Origin of the sequence: Thalassospira povalilytica, assembly GCF_002844235.1 — a bacterium.
Taxonomy (GTDB): Bacteria; Pseudomonadota; Alphaproteobacteria; order Rhodospirillales; family Thalassospiraceae; genus Thalassospira; species Thalassospira povalilytica.
In genome coordinates this window covers 581,691-605,256 of record NZ_PGTS01000001.1, presented here as the reverse complement: position 1 = coordinate 605,256, position 23,566 = coordinate 581,691, and the positions used below count along the sequence as shown (strand labels likewise).

The window sequence follows — 23,566 nt, the reverse complement described above, 5'->3', positions numbered from 1 at the left end:
CCCGTCTGGAGAGGAGTGGATAAAATGACAGCGACAATAACAAAATTTGCTGCCCAAGAACGAGGCGGTCAACGCCCGGTACGCCTGCTTATCTGTGATGATTCCGTCTTTATGCGAATGGCTTTGGTTGCCCTTTGCGAGGATCATCCGGAAATCGAAATTGTCGGGGAAGCCGAAAACGGACTTGAAGCCGTTGAAGCCGCCCGAAGATTGCAGCCCGATGTCATCACGATGGATATCGCGATGCCCCATCAGGATGGTATTTCTGCCACCCGCGAAATTCTGTCCGAGGCCGATACATCGATCATCGTTCTGAGTTCATTAAGCGAGCAACGCCATACACTGGCCAATGAATTGCTTAATCTTGGTGCGGTCGATGTGATCTGGAAGTCTGCATCGATGCTTGATATCGATCTCGATGGTATTGCCGCAACCATGCTTGAAAAGATCATTTTCTGGGGGCGCAATTCATTCGGATCGGAACAGGATGAAATCGGCGACAGTCCGAAAATCGAAATCCTGGTCAAACGCAAAGAACCCAAACTGCTTTTGCTCAAGGCTGGGGCGGGCAGCGTGCCCATTCTCAAGGATATTGTGGAAACCTTTTCCACCGGTTGTTTGCCGGTCCTGATTTCGGCCAATGTGCCGCGCTCGTGCATTGAATCTCTTGAGACTTTTCTCAAGAGGAAATCGATCCGGCCGCTTATGCCGGTCGAGGACGGACTTGGTTTGGAAACCGGTGTCACCTATATCATGAACGAACAGTCCAGATTCGGGGTGATTGGTGAACGCGGAAGTTGCCGGTTCCGTCCACTCGCACTTCTGGATGCGAAAGACAATCTGATCACGACACTGGTAAAGTCGGGATATCTGCCTGTGACCATCGCACTTCCCGGCGTGTCTGACGAGTATCTGCTGCATCCGGAAAACGTTTTCTCGGGCGGGCAGTTCTGCTTTCTGGGGGAAGAAGGACGAAGCCCGCAAACCGCACCGTCCAAGGAATGGATATCCATCAACAGTAGAATACACCTCAATCGTGTTCTGGAGATTTTATAGTCATGAACGCTTCGATAAACATGAACAGCTTTCAGTCGAAAATTGCTGCGTTGCGTGAACGCTATGCCGAGCAAACTTCTGAGAAAATCGACTTTATCGTAAGCACCTGGTCGCGTTACTGCGAAACTCCGAACCGGGATGATTTCGAAGTTCTTCTGATGGAAGTCCACCGCATTTCCGGAACGGCAAAAACATATGGCTTCCCCAGACTGGGGGAAATGGCATGTGACCTTGAAAAGCTGCTGATTGACGAGGGCGTGGCAAACCCGTCTGCCAAGGCCCTGTCGATCATTGATCAGCTAAAAGACTATTCCGCCGACGAAGACGAAGGGTTCGAAGCATAGGCATTGCTGCCCCAATCCCGATAACTGCGGCACAGAAAATCGCCGCATCTGTTGGGCGGTCAATGGAAATCATGACTGTCAATTTTCAGGGTCGGGGCAGTTTGCGCCTTTGATGCAGGTGAGGAACCCAAACCATCAAGCCCGCTTGCCCAACGCAGATTGCGCGGATGGGTATTGTTGCTGCGCGCAATTCTGTTGTTTTCGGTCAATCCTTGCAACATGGGGGTCAGATCAACCAGCTTGTCGGCGATGATATGGGTCACGCCGTCTTCACGCTGAAGCTTGCCGGTTACCCCCATCACCGTAGCGGTCATAACTTCGCGACGGTATTTTTCCATTACCTTGTTCCAGACCACCAGATTGGTGATGCCTGTTTCATCCTCAAGCGTGATGAACACCACCCCCGATGCCGTACCTGGACGTTGACGCACAATGGCAAGACCGGCATGACTGATCCGGTCGCCGTCGCGAACCCGGGCCAGATCCGTCGCCTTGCTGATACCGGCCCCGCCAAGGGCATCACGCAACATGCTGATCGGGTGCCCCTTAAGCGACAAGCGCAGGCTTGCATAATCCTCGATGATTTCTTCGCCCGGCCCCATAACCGGCAAATCCACCGGGGCTTCCGGCCCGAATTCGGCTGATACCCCCATATTGTGGTTGAAATTCTGGGCTGCTTCAAACAAGGGCAAGGCAGCGGGTGGTTTGCGCCCCTTGCCAAAGCGCCGGACGGCCCAAAGCGCTTCGCGCCGCGACAGACCAAGAGATCCAAACGCATCGGCTTCGGCCAGTTTTTCAAGGGCCGCGGGTGACAGACCGGTCTGACGCGCCATCAGATAGATATCCTGAAAGCCGCCAGCCGGACGATTGGCCATCAGGGCAAGGGCATCAAGTTCGCCAAATCCCTTGATCTGGCGAAAGCCGAGCCGCACCGCGTGATAGCCGCTGGCCCGGCCCATTTCACGTTCAAGCCGGTTGTCCCAGAAACTGTGATTGATATCGATTTCAAGCACGCGCACCCCGTGATTGCGCGCATCATTGACCAATTGCGCCGGGGCATAAAACCCCATCGGCTGCGCGTTCAAAAGCGCACATAAAAACACATCCGGATGATGGCATTTCAGCCAGGATGACGCATAGGCCAGAATGGCAAAGCTTGCCGCATGGCTTTCGGGAAATCCGTAATCGGCAAAGCCTTCGATCTGTTTGAAACAGCGTTCGGCAAACTCGATATCATAGCCGTTTTTGAGCATGCCATTGATGAATTTGGTGCGATGTTCGCCGATCGTGCCGGTGCGTTTGAAGGTCGCCATGGCCCGGCGCAGGTTATCGGCTTCTCCGCCGGAATAGCCGGCGGCAACAATGGCGATCTGCATCGCCTGTTCCTGGAACAGCGGCACGCCACAGGTTCGCTTCAAAACGGCTTCAAGCTGTTTGGACGGATATTCGACCTTTTCCCGTCCCATGCGCCGCTGCAAGAAGGGATGAACCATGCCGCCCTGAATCGGACCGGGGCGCACAATCGCCACCTGAATGGTCAGGTCATAGATGCTTTTGGGTTTAAGACGGGGCAGCATGCTCATTTGTGCACGCGATTCCACCTGGAAAGTCCCGATACTGTCGGCCTTTTCAAGCATCCGGTAGGTTGCCCGGTCTTCCTTGGGCAGGGTCGCAAGGTCATAATCAATATTCTTGTGCGCGCGCAAATCATCCAGTGCCTTGCGAATGCAGGTCAACATCCCGAGGGCGAGGATATCGACCTTGAGAATGCCCAGCGCATCAATATCGTCCTTGTCCCATTCAATCGTCGTGCGATCGGCCATCGCCGCATTGGCAATCGGCGAAAGTTCACAAAGCGGCCCGCGCGTAATGACAAACCCACCGACATGTTGCGACAAATGGCGGGGAAATCCGGTGAGTTCGCCCGCCAGATCAAGCACGGCCTTAAGCCTTGGCTCATCGGGATGAATGCCCGATTGGCGCATCATGGTGTCATGCGCACCCTTGCTGCTTGATCCCCAGATGGTTTTGGTCAGTTTGACAATGGTGTCTTCGGACAGGCCGAACACCTTGCCGACATCACGAATGGCACTGCGCGACCGGTATGAAATCACCGTCGCGGTCAATCCGGCACGTTCACGGCCATATCGTTCATAGATGAACTGAATGACTTCTTCGCGGCGTTCATGTTCAAAATCAACGTCGATATCGGGCGGTTCATTACGGGCATTGCTGATGAAGCGCGAAAACAGCAACTCCACCTTATTGGGGTCAACCGATGTGACATGCAGGCAAAAACAAACCGATGAATTGGCCGCCGATCCCCGCCCCTGGCACAAAATTCCCCTGGACCGGGCAAAGGCCACAATGTCATGCACCGTCAGGAAATAGGGGGCATAGCCCAGCTCGTCGATCAGTTTAAGCTCGGTCTCGATCAGGTTTCTGACCTTGTCGGGCACCCCTTCGGGATAGCGTTTTGCCGCCCCTTCCCAGGTCAAACGGATCAGACGTTCCTGTGTACCTTCGCCCGATCCGTCATTTTCATCGGGATATTCATAGCGCAATTCATCAAGGCTGAAGGTGCATTGATCGGCAATCTCGACCGTGCGGGCAAGCCAATGGGGATGATCAGGAAACAGACGTGCCATTTCACGCGGCGACTTGATATGGCGTTCCCCATTGGGGAATAACCGATAGCCCGCATCCTCGATCCGGCAATGATGGCGGATACAGGTCAGCACATCCTGCAGGGGTTTGCGCGACCGAAGATGCATATGAACATCATTGGTCACGACCGCAGGAATGCCAAGACGGGTTTCGATTTCCTCAGTAAAGGCAAGGCGTTCGCTGTCGAACCCGTCCATGAACCGCCCGACAGAGAGCCACAATCGCCCCCCGAACCATGATTTGAGCCGTACCAGATCGCTGGGAAATGCATCATCCGGCACCTGTGGTGGCACGGCAATGAACAGCAGCCCGTCCTTGTGATCGACAATATCGGCAAGATAAATCTCGCACGCCCCCTTGGGCGCACGGCGCTTGCCAAGGGTAAGCAACCGGCACAATCGCGCATAGGATACCCGATCGGTCGGATAACACAGCAAGGATGGGCCATCCATCGGATCAAGCCGGCAGCCAACAATGTAATTTAACCGGTCGGCATAATTGCGATGTGCGCTATGTCCGCGCACGACACCGGCCAATGTGTTGCGATCCGTCAGCGCAATGGCATGCAATCCCTTGGTCGCGGCGGTCAAAACCAGTTCCTCGGCATGGGATGCCCCGCGCAAAAAGGAAAAATTGCTGCTGACCTGAAGTTCGGCATAGACCGGTTCATCGGTGCGAATGGCTTGCTGTGTCATGGCATCATCCCCCGAAAATCCCGTGGATTGACCAGATATCCTGCCCCGCATGTCCGGTGCGCAACAGCCATAACATCCGGCCTTTCTGATCACGGATCCGGAAATAGTCGCGTGTCATTCGCGACAGGGCGTAATGATCGTCATCAAGATGCCCCCACCATTCCGGACAGATGCGTTCAGGCCCCTCGGCACAGGCGATATCCACAATCATTTTGCGCCAGCGCAGCCGCGTTGGCGCGCCATTGGCACTGCGTGCGATGACTTCCACCGGCTCGGGGGGCTCCAGCAATCTGACAGGACGTTTTGGCAACGGGGCATCTGGCAGCCGTGCCGGCCTTGCCCCGCCAACCGGGGATTGGCGAATGGCGGCCCGTTCGGGCATGTGGCTTGCGTGATGGGCCGGACGATAAAGAATGTCATTTGGTCCAAGATGATGACAAATCCGGTCAATCAGCTGCCCCAGTGCAAGCCCGTCACTGCTGTCATCCTGCTGATGGTCAAGGCGGGCCTGGCGAAAGGCGACATGTTCGACCCACGGCGCATGGACAATGATCTTCTCGATACCGAAACCGGTATCGACACCGGGCATCTTTTCGCCCAGCAATCGCAGAATATGCGGTGCGGACTGACACGGGGTCCCGGTTGTCGTGGTGATGGTATGGGCATGACCATCCACCCGGATCGAACGGACACATATCCGCCGCAGGCCCAGATTTTCAGCCGCAAGCATCTCGCACAGCTTGCCGGTCATGTCTTCGATCGCCAGTGCCAGATTGACCGCATCGCCAAGCGGTTCGCCAAAGCTTTGTTTGATCAGCCAGGGGGTATCGGGCAATTTGAAGTTCAGATGTTCGGGCAAGCGCCCATAAAACTGATCAAGACGGCGCAACACATCGGGTCCCAGCCGGGTGGTGATATTGGCGCGCGGCAAGGGTGTAATATCGCCCAGTTGCTTAAGGCCAAGCCGCGACAACAGGGCGATGATGTCATCCGACAGACGCAGGGCCGAAACCGGAAATCCTGCCGCGATTTCATGATCGGCGGGCAAGGACAGGATATGCTCGGCCGGCGCACCAGGATGATGGCGCGCAGCAGCCCAAGCGGCCCCGGCCGTATCGGCAATGGCAATTCTGGCGCCATAGCCCCGGGATTTCACATCACGCAGGATGTGACCGATCATGGCGGTTTCCCCGCCAAACAAATGACTGCCGCCGGTGATTTCCAGCCATAATCCGCCATCGCCTTGCAGGCCGTGCGCATGCAATTCCCGATCCGGCGCGACCCAGGGGCTGTATCGATCCATCAAACGGATCAATCCCGCCAGATGCATGTCATAAAGCGCCTCATCCTCGGGGCTGTCGTGCAAACCGGGAAGGATACTGCGCGCATCGGACAGACGCATGCCCCCGTATAATCCCGCGTCCCGGGCCCGGGCATTCAGGCCGCACACCAGAACCCCTTTGTGATCGGCGCGCGTGATGACATGTGGCCCGTCAGCATCATCTGCCGGTTCGGTGGGGTTGCTGTTTTCAGATGACACGTCCTGGTCCACCTTGTGGCGGGTATCGGCCGTGGTCCTGCTGATTTTCTGACAATCCGTCTTCCAGTGGGTCAACCACAGATAAAGAAAACGTTGATGCATCGGTTTTGACTTTCCAGCTTCCCGGTCGGACCCCGCGTCCCCCGATCAGGCTGAGATGATGAATATTCCCTGTCTTGGTATCTGGCGTGCTTGGGGCCGGTTCGATCTTCCAGCGTGTCAGTGCACTTGATGGCATCAACCGCCCGCCATGAAATGCCCGACGCAAAACAATCATCCGGGTTCCACCCGCTTCACAGGCCAGTTGCAGACGCCTTGCCGATGTCAGGTCGTAATCGGTGGTTTCCAGAATAATCGATGCGACCTGCCCGGATTTGGCGGCCTCCTCACAGCTCCATAAGGCGATATCCTGCTGATCGACTGTCATCATCAAGGGCGGCGGATCCGTTGCTTGCCCGATCGGCAAGGCCAGATGATAAAACCCGCCCTGATCAATCGCCCGTCTTTGCCGAACCCAGAAAACAGACCGGTTTGACTGGGCATGGTCCTGTGCGTTGTTTTGCGGTTTTCCTTGCGATCTGTCTTGCTCGCAGCCTTGTAACCTTCCGTATCCTGCCCTCTGCTCTTGCGGAGCAATCCGGGCCAGATACCAGGCCAAAATCGACGCCGCCCCACCATCATGGGCACAGATCACCTCATGCATACCAACCGGCACAAAACCGCCGATGCTGATATTGCGTGACAAGGCCATACCGCCAAACAGGCAGCCGACCACACCGCCTGCCTTGCCGGGAAAACAGGATACATTTCCCCTCCAACTTTTTTCGGCCCGTGCCAAGACAGCCCGGGCATCCCTGATCCGTTCAGCAAGCATCTTACCCAAACACAACAAATGTTCTCTATTTGTTCTTATTTAGGAACGCCCGATATCAGAGTCAAATCAAAAGCTTTCAGGTGGGGTGAGGGCGATGGAGGAAAGCGGACCTATCCATCTGCGGTGCCTGCTGGCAAGAACACGCAAAGGGAACCGTGCAAACGTTGTGACAATAACAGTACTCCAACAAACAGACAGTGGATGAAGGAAAATGTGCCTAGTGACAGAAAACACGACACATTTTCAACATGCTAGATCCGTCCGGGATAGATAGTTGAGGCACGTCAACTGCTGAGTGCCTCCAGCCACCCGAAATCAATTTTTGTCTGCGCAGGAAGCGTTATCGCCAACCATGCTTTGTCAATTGGCATAACTTGTGTCTGGTATTGTGTGAAGGTCTTGTAGTTCAATCTGACCCCTGCCCCGACTTCCGATACTAAGGTCGGCTCATACAGTTTGGGCGGCACAGTCATACCTGTTGCCAGCACCTTGCCCAAGCTTTCGCGTGCACACCAAAGTATGGATGCAGCCTCATGCTCATTCAGAGAAAGCTCGAAGAACTGTTGCCGCAAACTCGCGTCAACATCACTCAGAACGGGCACAATGTCGGCCTCTGCCAATTGCTCAACATCGACGCCGATCGGGTGACCTTTATGGTGAATAACGGCAACACAAATCTCGTCGGAGTGAGAAATCGACACACCAAGTTCACAACACCCGACAGATGTACCCATAATAATAGGCTGGTGAAAAACACCGCTACCGATGGCGATATCATGTGGTGACACATCATCGAGATGACATTTCAAAGCAAGCTTCGCAGCCAACCGTCCGATTGTGAAACTGTCACGTCGCTGAGGAAACTCGAAAGACAGCCGTCTTTGCTGTTCGTGTGTATGTAAATATCTGCTCGCCAGACTTTCGATTTCCTCCGGGCCAAGGCGTTGCCTGTCAATTATTGCAATGGTCGCTTTCAAAATATCCGGGGCACCAAAGCCTCCGAAGGTTCCATCACGGGTTAATGCCAGCTTTTGCACGACGCAGCTTTCCGCAAACATGACGGTTAACCTCATACTTTTCAGACTGCTTCTGTATGGCCCGACGAAGATGGCTGCTTTCCCAAGCTGTATTCAGGCAACCACACACATTCACCTTACACACGTGCAGGATGCAAATTTCATACACCCTGCACAACTAATTAATTGCGAATGAGTATTATTTTTGATAACTCCATAAAAACCCATCACCTTAGTCAGGTATGTGACTTGGCAATAACTGACCTCAAAAAACTCTTTCAGTCTCACCAAAGGGAATTGCAGATTTATCTGACACGCCTTTTGCGTGATGCAGATACAGCAATGGATCTGACACAGGAGACATTTTTGCGTGTGTCGGAACATGCCAGCCCCGATAAGGCAAACGAAGTCACCCATGTCCGTTCCTACCTGTACCGCGTCGCCCATAATCTTGCGATTGATCACGTTCGGGCGCAAAAGCGAAACCCGGTTGCCGGTGCCGATGACATTCCCCTTGATGTCATTCCCAATAATTCACCCTCGCCAGAACAGATCGTCGGAGGGCAGTCTGAGCTTGAATATGTACGCCGCGCGCTTGATGAGCTGCCTGAAAAAACGCGCGAAATCTTTACTCTTGTGCGCGTTGAAGGGCTGACCTATCGCGAAACGGCTGAACAGCTCGGCATTTCTGACAGCTCCGTGCAGAAACATGTCGCGCGCGCTATTGCCCATGTGATGAAGCGCATGCGGGAAAGCCGGTCATGAAATTGCACAAAGTTTTTACGCATTTCTTGCAGTTTTATCGTCCAACAGATAAGGACGCTTTGTCCGGGTTGTCGGCAAGTGCGGGTTGGTAACGTGAGCCAGATGCAAGAAACACAGAAAAACATTGATCTGGCCGCGGCCGATTGGGTTGCGAAAATGATCAATGGCGACCTCAGCACATCTGAACATGAAGAGCTCCACATTTGGCTGAATGCCGCACCGGAAAACCAGCAAGCTTTCATTGAGGCCAACAATGCGCTTGCTGTAATGGATGAAGCAATCCGATCAAAAGATAGCACAACCGAAAGCCCTTCATCAAAGGTTGTCGAGCTTAAACATCCTGCAAAACCGTCATCCAAGGCCCCCTCGGCAAAGAAACGCCGCTGGAGCTACGTCGCACTTGCCGCAAGCTTGCTGCTGGCGGTTGCTTCTACGCGCATTATGTTTGGTGACCCGACCATTTTCCTCAGCGCTGATTATCACACTGCTGTCGGGGAAGTGCGGGCCATTACACTTGAGGATGGCAGTACCGTCACCTTGGGCCCCGATAGTGCAATCGCGGTTCAGTTTACCGATCAAATCCGAAACATCGCATTGATTAGCGGGCTTGCCGATTTTCAAGCTGTCCCCATGGAACGTGCGAACAAGCGTGTTTTCACCGTCACCTCGCCGCATGGCCAGGTGCAGGCGTTGGGCACCCGGTTTATCGTCAACAGCTTTGATGACCACACCAATGTTGCCGTGTTGGAACATCAGGTTGAAGTCAAGCCAAACTCGGCAACATCAGAGCAAATAGCGATCTTGGCGGAAAATCAGGCCGTCCGTTATAACCGCCATTCAATCAGCCCGGTGTCCACAATCAAACCCGACCGTGCGCTTAGTTGGCAAAAAGGCAAACTGATATTTGATCGCGTCACACTGCGCGAAGTTGTCTCGGAATTCTCGCGGTACCAGCGCGGCAAAATCATGATTGCGAACGAGACTGCGGCACGCAAGCTTGTCAGCGGTGTCTTTGACATGACCGATCCCCAGGCCGGACTGGAACTGATTGCACGGGAACTTGGGGTACAAAATATCTCGATAACACCGCTAATGACCGTTCTTTACTAAGGATTTCTGTATTCTGAGAGGCCCGTTTTTCTTGGGCTTCTGGTCTTTATCGACACAAAAATCAAAAAACTGAAATTTATCTTACTGAGTCTGAACGCAAATCCCGTCTCATCCAATACAAGCAAATGACAATCATTTGCGTTACGGAAAAACTTTCGAGAATGGGGGTCTGCGTAATGCAGGTAATAAAAACCGGCAAAGCCGGATTGGTAAACGGGTTTGGCCATCGTCTGGCACATAGCGTCAGCTTGGTCGCATTGGCTGCGGGTATTGTTGTTGCCGGGGTATCGACGCCTGCAACCGCGCAGCAAAATACGGAAACGCAAAGTGACACATCATCCGCAATCGATTTTTCCATCCCGGCTCAGGACCTTAATCAGGCGCTTTTGACCTTCGCCAACCAGACAAATCTGCAACTCTTTTATGATGTTGATCGGGTTGCCGGATTGCAAAGCACGGCCCTTAACGGCACGTATTCCCCTGCCGATGCATTGAGAATCCTTCTTTCCGGCAGTGGCGTCAGCTATCGCTTTACTGGCAAGAATACGGTTTCCCTTACCAAGCTGGAAACATCAGACAGCAGCGGAGCAAACGTCATTGACCCGGTCTATGTCGAAGCAAACGCCCAGGACTCAGAGGACCTCGCACATGGCTATGTCGCCACGCGAAGCAGTGCAGGTACAAAAACCAGCAAAGCCCTGATTGAAACAGCAAAAAGTATTTCCGTCGTATCAGGCCAGGAAATCGAAGACCGCGCCGTTGCCAGCATCGAAGATGCAGTTGCTTATACCGCCGGGGTAGCAACCAACAATTACGGATATGATCCGCGCTTTGATCAGGTTTATGTTCGTGGCTACCCTGTGCATATTTATGGCGATTACCGTGACGGCCTGCGCCAGATGACAGGCGTCTATGCGACGTTTCGCACCGAACCCTACAGCCTTGAACAGCTTGAAATCGTTAAGGGTCCCACCGCAGCTCTTTACGGGCAATCAACACCGGGGGGCTTGCTCAACAGCGTTACCAAACGCCCCCACCTTGGTGCAAAAAACAATGTCTATGGCCGCTTCACCAACACCGACTCATACGAAGGCGGGTTTGATTACAATCTTGGCCTGACAGAAAACGGGACCTGGGCATCACGCTTTGTCGGAATGGCGCGTTTTGGCGAAACCAGCAACGAAATTCAGGATGATCGGCAAATGTTCGCGCCAACAATTCGTTGGCAACCCAACGCGGATACCGATCTGACCATCTATACCCTTTTCCAGCATGACGAAACGGACGCCTCGGCAACCCTTCTGAACCTTAATGGCGCGATCCTTGATTACCGGACCAGTGACGCGGATTACGACTACCAGAAGCAGGATCAGTTCCAAGTCGGCTATGACTTGACCCATGACCTGAACAACGCGCCTGTCACTTTGGCGCAGAAAGCGCGCTTCGGGTATTTCGATCTTGAGGCTCGCTACCTGACTGGCGGCGTGACCGGCGGCGGGTGGAAGAACTCCAATACGGAATACCATCGCGCAGCACAGGCAGTTGAGGAAACCCTCTGGAGCGCGCAGGTCGACAACCAGGTCATCACGACTTTCGAGACTGCCGATGCCAAACACGAAGTCCTGACCGGTCTTGATCTGATGTATTCCAAGTCGGATTACCGTTTCGGTTCAAGCGGTGTACTCAGTGACTACATCTTCTATCTCAATGATCCGAACCGGTCGATTTCCGGCACGACACCAGCCTACACAACATTTGATGATGTAACCTACAATCAATCCGGCATCTATGTTCAGGACCAGATTGAACTTGGCAACTGGCATCTGAATGGTGGTGTGCGGTTTGACTATGCTGAACGCAAACGTATCAGCCGACTGACCAATAAAGGTTCGACCGACTACAACACGGCAACGACCTTTAACCTCAGTGCGCTTTATGCCTTTGATAACGGCATATCCCCCTATGTCAGTTGGGGTACGTCCTTTTTGCCTAGCACCAGTCAGAATTCCGAAGGCAAAATGCTCACCCCGACCGAGGGCGAGCAGTATGAGGCCGGAATCAAATTCGAACCGGTCGGATTTGATGGCTTCTTCACGGTTTCCGCCTATCGCCTGACCGAGGACAATGTCGCCCGCTATGCTGGCTATAGCGGGTCTATCGGTTCGTACTATGACTCAATCGGCAAACTGGAAACGCGTGGCCTTGAGGTCGAAGGCAGCGCCAATGTAACCGAGAACCTTAGCCTGGTCGGGAACCTTTCCTACAACAATGCCAAAATCGTCAAAGGTTCCTATCGCGGCAACACCCCGCTCGTAACACCGGAAAAAACAGCATCCACTTGGGCGAACTACACCTTCAATGAAGGCCCGCTTGATGGATGGGGCTTTGGTGCCGGTGTTCGCTACACCGACTCAAGCTATGCCAACTATACCAACACGAGCAAGAACAAGCCCTATACGCTGCTTGATGCTGCGATCCGCTATGACTTTGCGGCACTTAGTAACAAGCTTGAAGGCCTGACCCTTGCGATTAACGGCACCAACCTTGCCGATAACGATGCCAGTATCTGTAACAATGGTTACTGCTACCAGATCGAAGGACAGACCATCGCCGCAACTCTGAAATACGACTGGTAACCGAATATTCCGGGGCGCGCGATTGCGCCCCGGACCCAATCTCGCAATCCGCGTTCACCGCGGATTTTCTGCGTTTATCGAGAGCAAATTATGGCCATGGATATATCTGATCGTCCCGCTGTCCTTGGAATGCAAAAGGCCTGCTTTGAAACGGCCCAGGGTGTGACACTCCTTAACAACATATCCGTGACTTTTCGCGCAGGCTGCCTGACGGCGATTGTCGGACATAACGGGTCCGGAAAATCCACCGCACTTAAAATGCTCGCCGGACTGAACAAACCAACAAGTGGATCTGTCACGCTTGACGGGAATGACGTGGAACAGTTTAGTGCGCGCGAATTTGCCAAAAGCGTTGCCTATCTTGCACAGGACCCGGGGCACGGCGCAGATTATACCGTCGAAGAGCTGATTGCACTTGGACGTTACCCATGGCATGGACCGTTTGGCCGCCTGCGCGAACATGACAAACAAGCTATTGAACGCGCTATCCTTTTGACTGGACTAGGCCCGCTTCGCAAACGCGCGGTCAACACCCTTTCAGGTGGCGAACGCCAAAGGGCCTGGATCGCGGTTACACTTGCACAGCAAGCCCCCTGTCTTTTGCTTGATGAGCCGATTTCCGCATTGGACCTTTCGCATCAATACGAAATCCTGCTTTTACTCGAACAGCTTTGCAAACAGGATGGCCTTTGCATTATTGCGGTCTTGCATGACATCAATCTGGCATCCCGATTTGCCGATCAGATTGTCGCTCTTAAAGGCGGTCATTTGATTGCAGATGCGCCGCCTTCAACAATCATGCAGTCAGAAATGCTTCGTACCATCTTTGGTATGGATATGCTGGTGCATCCCCACCCTGCCCACGGGCACCCGATTGCCCTTGCCAATGTGTGATGGGGACAATTTCAATGCATGAAAACCATCGCGCATACTCCAGACGGCTTTTTCTCAAGGGCATTACAGGTGCCTACACCTTCGCAACGCTTGCGCCAATTCTGCCTGCAACCTTCGCACATCCTGCTATGGCGAACATTGTCAAACGATTGGTCATCGCCGATGGGGCAATTGCAGAAACCGCACTTGCCATGGGGATTGTTCCACTGGCCATGGCCGATGTGCCTGGCTATCGCGCCTGGGTTCAGAAGCCGGAAGTTCCGGAAAGTGTCATCAATCTTGGGGCACGCTTTCAACCAAGTCTGGAAAGATTGGCGCAACTTGAGCCTGACCTGATATTGACCAGCAGTTTCTATGCAAACCAGTATGCCAGTCTTTCAGATCTGGCCCCGATTGAGAAAATCGACATTTATGACAGGAAGAAAACACCCTTCCTGAATGCGATGGCAGCGGCACGAAAAATTGCTGACGTTACGGGGCACCCACATGCTGCCGATACACTGATTTCCAATACCCAAAGTAAGATAGATCAGGCGGCAAGCAGGCTGACCACGTCACGGGCCGGCTCGGTGCTTGTCACTAGCATGCTTTCGCCGCGCCATATGCGCGTCTATGGGCAAAACAGCCTGATGCAGGATGTGATTGATCGACTTCCCATCAAAAATGCCTGGACAGGCCCCACCAATCACTGGGGTTTTGCCACCGTAACAATTGATCAGATCGCGCAATATTCAGACGCAGCTCTCATCGCGATCGAACCGGTTCCCGACACTGTTGACCGCGCCATTCAATATAGCCCGATCCTTTCGGAGCTCCCCTCCATCAAGCGCTTTGGACTGATCACGATGCCACCAGTTGCGACATTTGGCGGGCTCTATGCCGCCGGGCGGTTTGCGGACCTTCTTGCCAGCAGTCTGACAGCGCAAAGTGCAGATCATGGGGAATTCGCATCATGACAAGCCAAGCCATGTATAAACACCCCATCCAACTAAATGCGGTTCCGGCTGTGCTGTGCGTCCTTTCAGCTGTGTTAACCCTGCTGTCGCTCGACATTGAGGTCGGCAGCTTGAATCCGACCGAAATAATCGACCTTGCCACCGGATCCGATACGCGATCGTTGTTGCTCACTCAGGGCTGGGTCCCCCGCTTTTTGATTGCGCTTGTCGCGGGTGCCGGGCTTGCGATTGCCGGTGGACTGTTTCAGCACACGTTAAAGAACCCCTTGGCATCGCCGTCTACATTGGGGCTTGCGGGCGGCGCAAAGCTGGTGCTGACACTGGTGACCCTTTATGTGCCAGGCGCACTCGTGATTGGTCAGGATACGATCGCACTGTTGGGCGCCCTCTGTGTCGGATTTCTGGTTTTTGCCTTGGCGCGTCGCAGTGGCTTTTCGCCGTTGATCGTCATCCTGACGGGCATGATCATCGCGCTCTATTGCGGGGCTGTGACAACTGCGCTGGCGATTATCCACCATGAATGGCTCAAAAGTCTTTTTATATGGGGAAGTGGCGACCTTACCCAAGACGGTTGGTATATCCTTGAACCTCTGACCGTAAAGGTCATGGTGGGCGCCGCAATTACAGCTACCCTGGCCCGCCCGCTTGAGATGCTTAATCTCAGTGATCATCAGGCAACTGTCCTTGGCGCGTCGCCAGCGCGACTGCGACTGCTATGTCTTTTGATCGGGTGTTGGCTAACGGCGACAATTGTTGCCGCAGTTGGCATCATCGGATTTGTCGGGCTGGCCGGTCCGGCCATCACACGTATGCTTGGCATCAGGCGATTACGAACAAAACTTATGATGTCTGCGGCTTTTGGCGCCTTGCTGTTATGTGCCGCAGACCAGGGCGTGCAGGTTTTATCGGGATATATCGGGACACTGGTACCTGCGGGTGCCCTGACGGGTATTCTGGGTGGCCCGCTTTTGATCATCCTGATCCGGCAACTTCGAAGTGATGCACAACCGCCGCAAAACACGATCGCCGTCAGCACAGCTGACCGGGGTCACCTTCGAAACCATTTGCTTGTTCTGACTGGTGTGTTCGTGGTGGTGACGGGTGCGATCCTGATCGGTCGTGACGTTCACGGTGACTGGGAACTTCAATGGAATGGCGCGCTTGAAACCGTTTGGCCTTGGCGCGGTCCGCGTATTCTCGGTGCGATGGCAGCCGGGACCATGCTGGCGATTGCGGGTACCGTGCTACAACGCATGACGGCAAACCCGATGGCAAGTCCCGAAAGCCTTGGCGTCAGTGCAGGTGCGGCAATCGGGATGATCGCGATCGTGTTTTCGATGGATGCCCCAACGGCCTGGTTGCAAATCGCGGGCGCAACGATTGGCGCCTTTATCACCTTGGGGGCGATCTTTGCGCTCACCCGCAAGTCCGGCTATGCACCGGAACGAATTTTGATCGCAGGTATAGCGATTAGCGCATTGTTTGACGGATTTATCGCATTTCTGATGGCCGGTGGTGATCCCCGTGCAACACGCCTGCTGGCTTGGAGCTCCGGGTCTACTTACGGCCTTGGATTTGACCGTGCGACGATACTGGCAAGCATCGCGGTTGCCTCCTTGCCCGTCCTGCCGGCCTTTGCCCGTTGGCTTAACCTGTTTCCATTGGGGCCGGTGACAACAAAGTCCCTTGGTGTCGATCTTTCACTCTCGCGCGGGGTGATGTTGCTGTTTGCATCGATCCTTACAGCGGCGGCAACTTTATTGGTCGGCCCTCTAAGCTTTGCGGGTCTGATTGCACCACATCTGGCAAAACTGGCCGGATTGCGTCATGCATTGTCGCATATGATCGGGGCAGCACTGATCGGGGCGGCCTTGATGATCGCCGCTGACTGGCTTGGGCGGATGTTGTTCTTCCCCTGGGAAATCCCGGCCGGACTGATGGCGGCCATCATCGCAGGACCAATCATGGTCTGGCTGCTTTTACGCATCGGAAGAGGTGCAACATGATGAACTCGCTTCCCCTCCAGAACGGTTCTGAAAACAACGCTTCTTCTTCCGTCGGCGATGCACCTATCACCCGCGCACTGTCGAATATCAAGACCGACCTGTTTCAGGGTCCCTATCAGGGGCTCGGTGACCGACATCATATTCTGGCCGCGCAAAGCAACGGAATTGACTGCTTCGCACTCCATGATCCTGAATGTCTCGCACCAATTCTTGATCACTATTGCCAGGCAAAATATCCGAATGATGATCGCCGGGCTGCCATTTCGATGTGGTCACAATGGTATTTCGGAATATTTTTATCCCCGATGCTGGTTATGGCCGCGGCGGGCGAAGTCGTACTCCCATTTCAGCCCGGTTTCGTCAGCCTGAAAACAGATGACAATCAATGTCCTACAGGCTTCGACATTCGAGATTGGCAATTGTCTGAAATGAAAGACCAATCAGCTGCACCTGATCCTTGGACACATCTTGAAAGCCTGATTGACGGCCATCTCGAACCGATGGTTGCGTCACTGGCTGCATCGTCAAAGGTCTCACCAAAAGTGTTCTGGTCAAATATCGGTGTTGTTGTTTCTTACGTTGAGAAACATGTCCTGAAAAACACCCGGATATCGCTTTTGCCATTGATCAGCGATGCCAAGCGACCTGATGGCAATCGAAACCCGATGGCAAATCCATATAGCACCAAACAATCCGAGGATGGCAGTCCATCAAGACGCGTCTGTTGCCTTCGCTACCTGCTGACATCCGTCGACATTTGCCCGACCTGCCCGCTGGCAAAGCTTTAGATTTCCATTAGGTAGCCCGCTTTCCTGCGGCATAGATCCGCACTGCAGAATTCCTTACTGAGTCTCTGCGAAAATCCCGTCATATGAACAACGGACGGATCTGATGTGCGTCAGATCCGTCCGAATGACAAATGGTGATCGACCCAGTGGAGAGTGCAAACCACGTCCCAGATTTGCAAGTGACTATTATTTTCACTAACGAGCAAACCAACGGAGACACTTGGAAATGCATCAAGCGAACCAAACTGATCCACTTCCCAAAGGCCAACTTCAACGACAAGCCTTGCTAACCATCGCCAAAAATCAAGAAGGGAAATTGCGACGCGTGGCGCGATCTATCGTAAAATGTCCCCATCTGGCAGATGACATTGTTCAAGATACCTATGCCAAACTGCTTACAGCAAAGATCGATGACGAGGTCACCACACCAAGTGCCTTCATTACGCGAATTACACGAAACATGGCAATCGACAAGGTCCGCCAAATTACGTTCGAACGCACTCTTTTCGCTGACAGTGACCAAACCGAATTTTGTCCGGCTGGAAACGCCAACTGCCCGGAGGCACGCCTAAGTGGTTGCCAAGCCCTACGCATCATCGAAAATGCGTTGAAGGAACTTCCATCGCACGTGCGCACTGCATTTTACCGTCACCGCGTGGATGGTTTCGCACAAAACGTCATAGCAAAGGATATCGGCGTCTCCAAAGCATCTGTTTGCGCATATATCCATCAGGCCGATCAGCGATGCCGTCAGGCTCTTCATAATGTAGAACTGACACGTCCGGCATAAGGTTTAGCGATCTGCAGCCTGTTCCCAACGTCGAACAGGCTGCAGGTTTCAGTTTGCAATCCCTAGCCCCACGCTTGCACGACGGCACCACCAGCCAGGTCACCACTTCCTGCAACCCAGTCAACAATCGGTGGATTTTGATCGAGATTGAAGACGTTCTTGCCTGTCAGTGCATTTACAATCTTGGCACTTCGCCAAGCCATCAGGCTTAATTGAGGCTCAAAGATCCCCAAATCGATCCTGCCGGCATTTTGAACAAAGATGTTGCGGTCCGATGGTCCATCCCATTGGGCACGGAAATCCGCATCCAGACGGTACGCACCAGACGCCCCCACTTCCAGACGTGAACGCAGTGGCGCCATGAATTCCGGCAATGTTGTTTCATAACCGGTTGCCAGAATCAGCGCATCCGCATCAAAGAACTCGACATCCTGATTGAGCCCGTTCCGGGCAGCAATCCTCATTGCTTCGCCGTCTTGCTGAACCTGAAAGACTTCACGTTGCGGCAGGAGCCGGCCGGCAACATTGCCCTCCTGCAGGTAACGCTGCCGGTATAGCAGTTGATAAATCGACTTGAGCGTCGAAAGCGATGCACCATCACTGGCAAGCTTTTGCCGAGACATCAGATCCTGTTTGCAGGCATCCGGCAAACCTGCGAACACATCGGCATATCCGGGGGTGAAATATTCATTCACAAAAGGAGTATCATCAAGAGGTTCGAAATTGTCGCGCCGCGACAACCAGAGAACTTCTTCAACATCTTTGATGTTGCCACCAAGCAGATACTCAACAAGTTCAGCACCACTCTGCCCCCCGCCAATGACGGCAATTTTCTTGCCGCGCAGCTTTGGCAAATTCGACTTTGCCTGACTTGTGTGGAAGCATTTATGCTTGGGCAACTGGCGCGCCCAGGCCGGAACAAATGCAGGCTTGCCGACACCAATGGCAAGATTGTTCGCGACGTAACTTGCATGATCCGTGCGAACCTTAAAGTCCTGGCCATCGAAAGTGACTTCGCGAACTGAACTGTCAAAGGCCAAACCATCAAGATGGTCTGCAACCCATTTCAGATAAGCTGCGAATTCCCGCCTTGGCACAGCAGAGAAATCGGCGTTCATAAAATCAAGCATGCGTTTCCGGGCGACCATGTAAGACAGGAACGACCATTTGCTGGTCGGATTGGTCAGCGTCACCAAATCTTTCAGAAACGACGTCTGAAGCTCGACACCGGGCAGCATCATATCCGGATGCCAGGCAAATTCAGAACGTTGCTCGAGAAAGATTGAAGACACATCAGCAACCCCGTCGAGCTGCGCAGCAAGACTAAGATTGAAAGGACCAATTCCGATCCCGACAAGATCCAATTTATCCATCGTTCAAGTCCTTCTATTTGCCTGAAAACTTAATATCGGCTGGTTGTGCGAAAGCGTTCGTCAAACGTTTGCCAAACCGCTTGTGGAATGCCGGATCACCGATGATGGTCAGATGATCCGTTCCGGGAATATGTTCAGGGGCTTCGGCAAGACGTGAAAGTGACTGCCAATCAATCAGATCAAGTTTTCGACTGACCGTATCGCCGGCAAGCCATGAAGCAATCGGCACGTCATAGGGCCAAAGTTCGTGACGGCGGAAAACAAGGGCATTATCGATTAGCACCCAGAACGTATGTTCGCGCGTGCCAATCCCCGGCCCGTCCGTGGGCAGCCCGAATTCGCTTTTCCCCACAAAATGAACAAACTGCGCATAGGCAAGGTCATCCATCAGCGCCAGAAGCCGTTCCCATTCTTCGCGCATCCTGGTTTTCTGTAACCAAGCCCGAATGCGCCCTTCAATCTCGGCACGCTGCCCCGGCTGGAATTTTGGCCGTGCGTTCAGATCAAAATCATCGTCCATGTCACAGACATCGACCATCCCGATCACGCGCAAATCAATGTCGTTGCCCAGCATTCGCGCAGCTTCGTATGCAAGCAAACCACCCCAGGACCACCCCAGAAAGGCGCAGGTGCGTCCCTTCGCTTCCCGATAAACCAGCTCTGCATAACGCGAACTGATATCGGTGACCGAAACATCAAGTTCCTGATTGTCTGTAAGCGAGTGGCACATGAAGCCCACAGCGGACTGATCCTTGCCCAGGCTTTTCACCAGCTTCATATATTCGCGCGTGCTGACAAGCAGCCCGGGGAAGCAATAAAGAACCGGCTGATCGGGCTTGCCTTGCTGCAAATGCACGATATCCGCGCCCGGCTTGCAGTCAGGCTCAGACAGCGCCAACAAAAAGCTTCGAATGGTTGGAAAGTTAAAAAGGTCTGTAATTTCAGCGTCACGTTCAGGAAACCGATCACGAACTTTTGCCAATACACGCAGGGCAGTTATCGAATTCCCGCCGATCTCAAAGAAATTATCGGTCACGCCGATTTCATCAAGACCCAGCGCGGATTTCCAAATTTCCAGCAAAGCGGACTCGTCGTCATTGGCTGGCTTGGTTATGGCCCCCTCGCGACGCGGCAGCGGCAATTGTGATTTGTCGACCTTATGATTGGCATTAAGCGGCAACATCGTCATTTCGATGATGTAACCAGGCACCATGGCGCTTGGCAGCAGGTCCTGCAAACGCGCACGAACTGATCGCGTATCAACCGATGCTCCGGAACGCGGCACGACATAGGCAATCAGTTCCAACCGCGAAGCAATTTCAGCCGCGATGACGACACAGTTGGCAACATCATCAAAGCCGCGCAAAACTGTTTCAATTTCTGCCGGTTCGATACGATGTCCACGAATTTTAACCTGATCATCGACCCGTCCGGCAAACTGGATCATGCCATCGGGAAGGAAGCGGCCCAAGTCACCGGTGCGATACATTCGTGCATGATCATTGAGCGCAAAATTATCGTGAATGAACAGATCGGCGGTCTTTTCAGGCAAGTTGTTATAGCCACGCGCAACACAATAGCCGCCAAGATGTATCTCACCGATTTCGCCAGGTGCGACCGCGTTGCCATCCGCATCCAGGATATAGGCCCAACGATCTCCGACCGGTCTTCCGATCGGGGCTGTAACGGTTTCACAAAGCCGGTCCTGATCGACACGCCACAACATGGGTGTCATCACGGTTTCCGTCGGACCGTAACCGTTGATCAGATAACGAGAATTGATGGCCCGCGCGATCCGGTTGAAGGTTTCCTTTGGCATCGCTTCACCGCCAAAGGAACAAAGTGTCAGATCAAGAGTCTGGCCTTTCTCGCGAAGCCATCCTGCCAACTCATGGACATAGCTGGTCGGAAATGAAGCATGGGTCACGCCATGTTTGCGAATGGCGTTAACCGTGTCTTCCGGCGTCCAAAGCAATTGGTCAGGCAACAAAATACTGCCACCTGCCATCAACGGCACGATCCAGCGTTCATGACCGCCATCCGATGAAAATGGAAGAAACGGCAATTCTCGCGAATCTTCATCCATCAGATAGATCGGCCCGGTAGCATTCAGATGGTCAATCAACGGGCCATGATCCACCATGACCCCTTTGGGCTTACCAGTCGAACCGGACGTGTAGATAATATAGGCAAGCTGATCGGCAAGCGGGGCAACGGCAAGGAAGTCGGTTTCCGACATGTCGAGCTCATCGACAAGAACAACATCAAGCGCCTGCTGACCAAGAACCGTCAAATCCCTGCCGGTGGTAACAGCATAACGTGCACCGCAGTCTTTCAATACGTGCTGATTTCTGGTCTCGGGGTGCTGTGGGTCCACGGGAACAAAGGCCCCGCCCGCCTTCCAGACACCCAGAATGGCGGCAATCGCCATTGCCGATTTCGGAAGCGCCACAACAACAACATCACCACGCCCGACACCTTTGGCAATCAAGGCGCATGCAATCGCATCTGACGTTTGTTTCAGGCGCTTTCGTGACCAAACCTCATCTGTTGTCAGGATGACCGGGCGGTCGGGATCGTCACTACAAAAACGGTCAATGACTTGATGCGGATATCCCGTCATTCCCCAGGGTTCCACCGCCCATGGCAAACCAACAGCATCGTCTGAAATTGAACGAAATCCGGGCTTTGACATCGGTTCGTTTGATGGGTTTAAGGACGCGGCATTTACCGCCTGAGAACCATTCATGGTCGTCTCCACGTTGGCAAAGCAAGTTTCAAGCATTTGCACCGAAGACGAACCGTCGCGCGCCAAGTTCAGAAGTTTCTGCATCTCGAACCGAAAAAATGCACCTGAACTTCGCATCCCCTCATCCGTCCGGACTACAGCGACTTAACGAACCCAACCGGGTTGGAAACTTCGACATCAGGAGATCCGGACATGAATGTCATTGCATTAGAAACGCCAACTCAAAACTCATCCCGAAAACTGGAAATTCCGCACTTTCAGAACGCGGGAAAATGGCGTTCATCCATCGAGAACGGACATATTCAGCTATGTGGTGAAAGTGAAAATCATGACTTCTATTTCACCCTGTCACCAAACCAGATCATCCTTGATGATGTCGCAAGCCTGACATTGAACGTTCTGGATGCCCAGGGTTTGGCTGCCTTGGGCGAGGCGCTTCTGATTGCGCATCCTTCCCGGTCTGAAATCAAACTTCCCCCGCAACTGGACCCGGAATGGACAGCGAACATGGTTCGCAGCGGTTTGATCTCTCATTCCAATGACGGCCTTGTTGTCAGTTCACGCTATCTCTATCAATTGACGCTGAACTGGTTGTCCCATCCCGAACGCGACCCTCTCCCGTTGAGTTACATGTCAACCAACGGACGTCGCCATCCAGTCCGTCGTCCAAGTGCCTCGCACACACTTTATGCGCGTTACATTCCCTGGATTGACAAAACAATCCGGTTCGAACGCGCAGATATCCGGCGTCATCTCGGGTGCTTCCATAAATGGATGAACGACCCGCGTGTCGATGTCTTCTGGGAAGAATCCGGCTCAGAGGAAAAGCACAAAGCCTTCATCCAAAACCGACTGGATGACCCCAGAACCGAACCGCTGATAGGGTATTTCAACGACATCCCGTTTGGGTATTTCGAGCTCTACTGGGCACAAGAAGATCGCCTTGGCGAACATTATGATGCAGATGACTTTGATCGCGGCTGGCATGTTGCCATTGGTGAAGAAACATTTCGCGGCAAGGAATATCTGACCGCATGGCTGCCGTCTCTGATGCATTACATGTTCCTTGATGACCCAAGAACGCAGCGCATTGTTGGCGAACCTGATGCCGGCCACAATCAGCAAATCCGCAACCTTCTGCGTTCGGGCTTTGCCGGCATTAAACAGGTTCGGTTCCCCCACAAGACGTCCCTTCTTGTCATGTTGCTGCGCGAACGCTTCTTTGATGACCGGCTGTATGTTCCGGACTTTGTCCGCGATGAGGATGCTTCCTGATGCGAAAGCGTGCTCTTCCGGACCTGAATGAT

At 53.4% G+C, this 23,566-nt stretch carries 17 protein-coding genes; 11 read left to right on the top strand and 6 right to left on the bottom strand.

Features of this window, described 5'->3' with window-relative positions; all coding sequences use genetic code 11:
* The first annotated feature begins 24 nt into the window (after positions 1-24).
* A complete protein-coding gene (locus CU041_RS02605; RefSeq protein ID WP_101245643.1) occupies positions 25-1,056 on the top strand; it encodes a response regulator in 1,032 nt (343 codons plus the stop codon).
* A gap of 2 nt (positions 1,057-1,058) precedes the next feature.
* The gene (locus CU041_RS02600; RefSeq protein WP_068518774.1) at positions 1,059-1,400 is read left to right on the top strand and encodes an Hpt domain-containing protein; all 342 of its coding nucleotides are present in this window, start codon (positions 1,059-1,061) and stop codon (positions 1,398-1,400) included.
* Between the two features lie 59 nt (positions 1,401-1,459).
* Here the strand turns inward: CU041_RS02600 and CU041_RS02595 are convergent, their stop codons facing one another.
* The 4 genes from CU041_RS02595 to CU041_RS02580 form a co-directional block, all read right to left on the bottom strand.
* Positions 1,460-4,762: an error-prone DNA polymerase gene (locus CU041_RS02595; protein WP_101245642.1), complete on the bottom strand. Its 3,303-nt coding sequence runs from the start codon at positions 4,760-4,762 to the stop codon at positions 1,460-1,462.
* A gap of 4 nt (positions 4,763-4,766) precedes the next feature.
* The gene (locus tag CU041_RS02590; protein WP_101245902.1) at positions 4,767-6,302 is read right to left on the bottom strand and encodes a Y-family DNA polymerase; all 1,536 of its coding nucleotides are present in this window, start codon (positions 6,300-6,302) and stop codon (positions 4,767-4,769) included.
* Positions 6,292-6,732: an ImuA family protein gene (locus CU041_RS20890; RefSeq protein ID WP_233432982.1), complete on the bottom strand. Its 441-nt coding sequence runs from the start codon at positions 6,730-6,732 to the stop codon at positions 6,292-6,294. The genes CU041_RS02590 and CU041_RS20890 overlap by 11 nt, the downstream gene beginning before the upstream one ends.
* 728 nt (positions 6,733-7,460) lie before the next feature.
* Positions 7,461-8,234, bottom strand: coding sequence for a 4'-phosphopantetheinyl transferase family protein (locus tag CU041_RS02580; RefSeq protein WP_170310097.1), 774 nt, complete (start codon positions 8,232-8,234; stop codon positions 7,461-7,463).
* A 150-nt stretch (positions 8,235-8,384) separates the two neighbouring features.
* On the opposite strand from CU041_RS02580, the gene CU041_RS02575 reads away from it, so the two are divergent.
* The 8 genes from CU041_RS02575 to CU041_RS02540 all read left to right on the top strand — a co-directional run bounded on the left by CU041_RS02575 (position 8,385) and on the right by CU041_RS02540 (position 18,137).
* Entirely contained in the window at positions 8,385-8,957 is a 573-nt protein-coding gene (locus tag CU041_RS02575; RefSeq protein ID WP_082817801.1) for an RNA polymerase sigma factor, read from the top strand.
* A 102-nt stretch (positions 8,958-9,059) separates the two neighbouring features.
* The gene (locus tag CU041_RS02570) at positions 9,060-10,067 is read left to right on the top strand and encodes a FecR family protein (RefSeq protein WP_101245639.1); all 1,008 of its coding nucleotides are present in this window, start codon (positions 9,060-9,062) and stop codon (positions 10,065-10,067) included.
* A gap of 176 nt (positions 10,068-10,243) precedes the next feature.
* Entirely contained in the window at positions 10,244-12,703 is a 2,460-nt protein-coding gene (locus CU041_RS02565) for a TonB-dependent siderophore receptor (RefSeq protein WP_170310096.1), read from the top strand.
* Between the two features lie 90 nt (positions 12,704-12,793).
* Positions 12,794-13,597: an ABC transporter ATP-binding protein gene (locus CU041_RS02560; protein ID WP_324788354.1), complete on the top strand. Its 804-nt coding sequence runs from the start codon at positions 12,794-12,796 to the stop codon at positions 13,595-13,597.
* A 14-nt stretch (positions 13,598-13,611) separates the two neighbouring features.
* The gene (locus tag CU041_RS02555) at positions 13,612-14,553 is read left to right on the top strand and encodes an ABC transporter substrate-binding protein (RefSeq protein WP_170310095.1); all 942 of its coding nucleotides are present in this window, start codon (positions 13,612-13,614) and stop codon (positions 14,551-14,553) included.
* Positions 14,550-16,559: a Fe(3+)-hydroxamate ABC transporter permease FhuB gene (fhuB, locus tag CU041_RS02550; RefSeq protein WP_101245636.1), complete on the top strand. Its 2,010-nt coding sequence runs from the start codon at positions 14,550-14,552 to the stop codon at positions 16,557-16,559. The genes CU041_RS02555 and fhuB overlap by 4 nt, the downstream gene beginning before the upstream one ends.
* Complete coding sequence (gene fhuF, locus CU041_RS02545) at positions 16,559-17,347, top strand: siderophore-iron reductase FhuF (RefSeq protein ID WP_170310094.1); 789 nt, start codon at positions 16,559-16,561, stop codon at positions 17,345-17,347. The genes fhuB and fhuF overlap by 1 nt, the downstream gene beginning before the upstream one ends.
* A 226-nt stretch (positions 17,348-17,573) precedes the next feature.
* Positions 17,574-18,137: a sigma-70 family RNA polymerase sigma factor gene (locus CU041_RS02540; RefSeq protein ID WP_101245634.1), complete on the top strand. Its 564-nt coding sequence runs from the start codon at positions 17,574-17,576 to the stop codon at positions 18,135-18,137.
* 62 nt (positions 18,138-18,199) lie between these two features.
* On the opposite strand, the gene CU041_RS02535 is transcribed toward CU041_RS02540, so the two are convergent.
* On the bottom strand, positions 18,200-19,510 hold the full coding sequence (locus CU041_RS02535; RefSeq protein WP_101245633.1) for a lysine N(6)-hydroxylase/L-ornithine N(5)-oxygenase family protein: 1,311 nt from the start codon (positions 19,508-19,510) through the stop codon (positions 18,200-18,202).
* A gap of 13 nt (positions 19,511-19,523) precedes the next feature.
* The gene (locus CU041_RS02530) at positions 19,524-22,133 is read right to left on the bottom strand and encodes an amino acid adenylation domain-containing protein (RefSeq protein ID WP_170310093.1); all 2,610 of its coding nucleotides are present in this window, start codon (positions 22,131-22,133) and stop codon (positions 19,524-19,526) included.
* A gap of 318 nt (positions 22,134-22,451) precedes the next feature.
* Here CU041_RS02530 and CU041_RS02525 point away from each other — a divergent pair, with 318 nt between their 5' ends.
* Positions 22,452-23,534 (top strand): GNAT family N-acetyltransferase, encoded by a 1,083-nt coding sequence (locus CU041_RS02525; protein ID WP_101245631.1) that lies wholly within the window; start codon positions 22,452-22,454, stop codon positions 23,532-23,534.
* Positions 23,535-23,566 lie beyond the last annotated feature (32 nt).

Coding starts and splice junctions, on each gene's coding strand:
- CU041_RS02605 (WP_101245643.1), top strand. CDS start 25: ATGACAGCGACAATAACAAAATTTGCTGCCCAAGAACGAGGCGGTCAA.
- CU041_RS02600 (WP_068518774.1), top strand. CDS start 1,059: ATGAACGCTTCGATAAACATGAACAGCTTTCAGTCGAAAATTGCTGCG.
- CU041_RS02595 (WP_101245642.1), bottom strand. CDS start 4,762: ATGACACAGCAAGCCATTCGCACCGATGAACCGGTCTATGCCGAACTT.
- CU041_RS20890 (WP_233432982.1), bottom strand. CDS start 6,732: ATGATGACAGTCGATCAGCAGGATATCGCCTTATGGAGCTGTGAGGAG.
- CU041_RS02580 (WP_170310097.1), bottom strand. CDS start 8,234: ATGTTTGCGGAAAGCTGCGTCGTGCAAAAGCTGGCATTAACCCGTGAT.
- CU041_RS02575 (WP_082817801.1), top strand. CDS start 8,385: ATGAGTATTATTTTTGATAACTCCATAAAAACCCATCACCTTAGTCAG.
- CU041_RS02570 (WP_101245639.1), top strand. CDS start 9,060: ATGCAAGAAACACAGAAAAACATTGATCTGGCCGCGGCCGATTGGGTT.
- CU041_RS02565 (WP_170310096.1), top strand. CDS start 10,244: ATGCAGGTAATAAAAACCGGCAAAGCCGGATTGGTAAACGGGTTTGGC.
- CU041_RS02560 (WP_324788354.1), top strand. CDS start 12,794: ATGGCCATGGATATATCTGATCGTCCCGCTGTCCTTGGAATGCAAAAG.
- CU041_RS02555 (WP_170310095.1), top strand. CDS start 13,612: ATGCATGAAAACCATCGCGCATACTCCAGACGGCTTTTTCTCAAGGGC.
- fhuB (WP_101245636.1), top strand. CDS start 14,550: ATGACAAGCCAAGCCATGTATAAACACCCCATCCAACTAAATGCGGTT.
- fhuF (WP_170310094.1), top strand. CDS start 16,559: ATGAACTCGCTTCCCCTCCAGAACGGTTCTGAAAACAACGCTTCTTCT.
- CU041_RS02540 (WP_101245634.1), top strand. CDS start 17,574: ATGCATCAAGCGAACCAAACTGATCCACTTCCCAAAGGCCAACTTCAA.
- CU041_RS02535 (WP_101245633.1), bottom strand. CDS start 19,510: ATGGATAAATTGGATCTTGTCGGGATCGGAATTGGTCCTTTCAATCTT.
- CU041_RS02530 (WP_170310093.1), bottom strand. CDS start 22,133: ATGACGGGATATCCGCATCAAGTCATTGACCGTTTTTGTAGTGACGAT.
- CU041_RS02525 (WP_101245631.1), top strand. CDS start 22,452: ATGAATGTCATTGCATTAGAAACGCCAACTCAAAACTCATCCCGAAAA.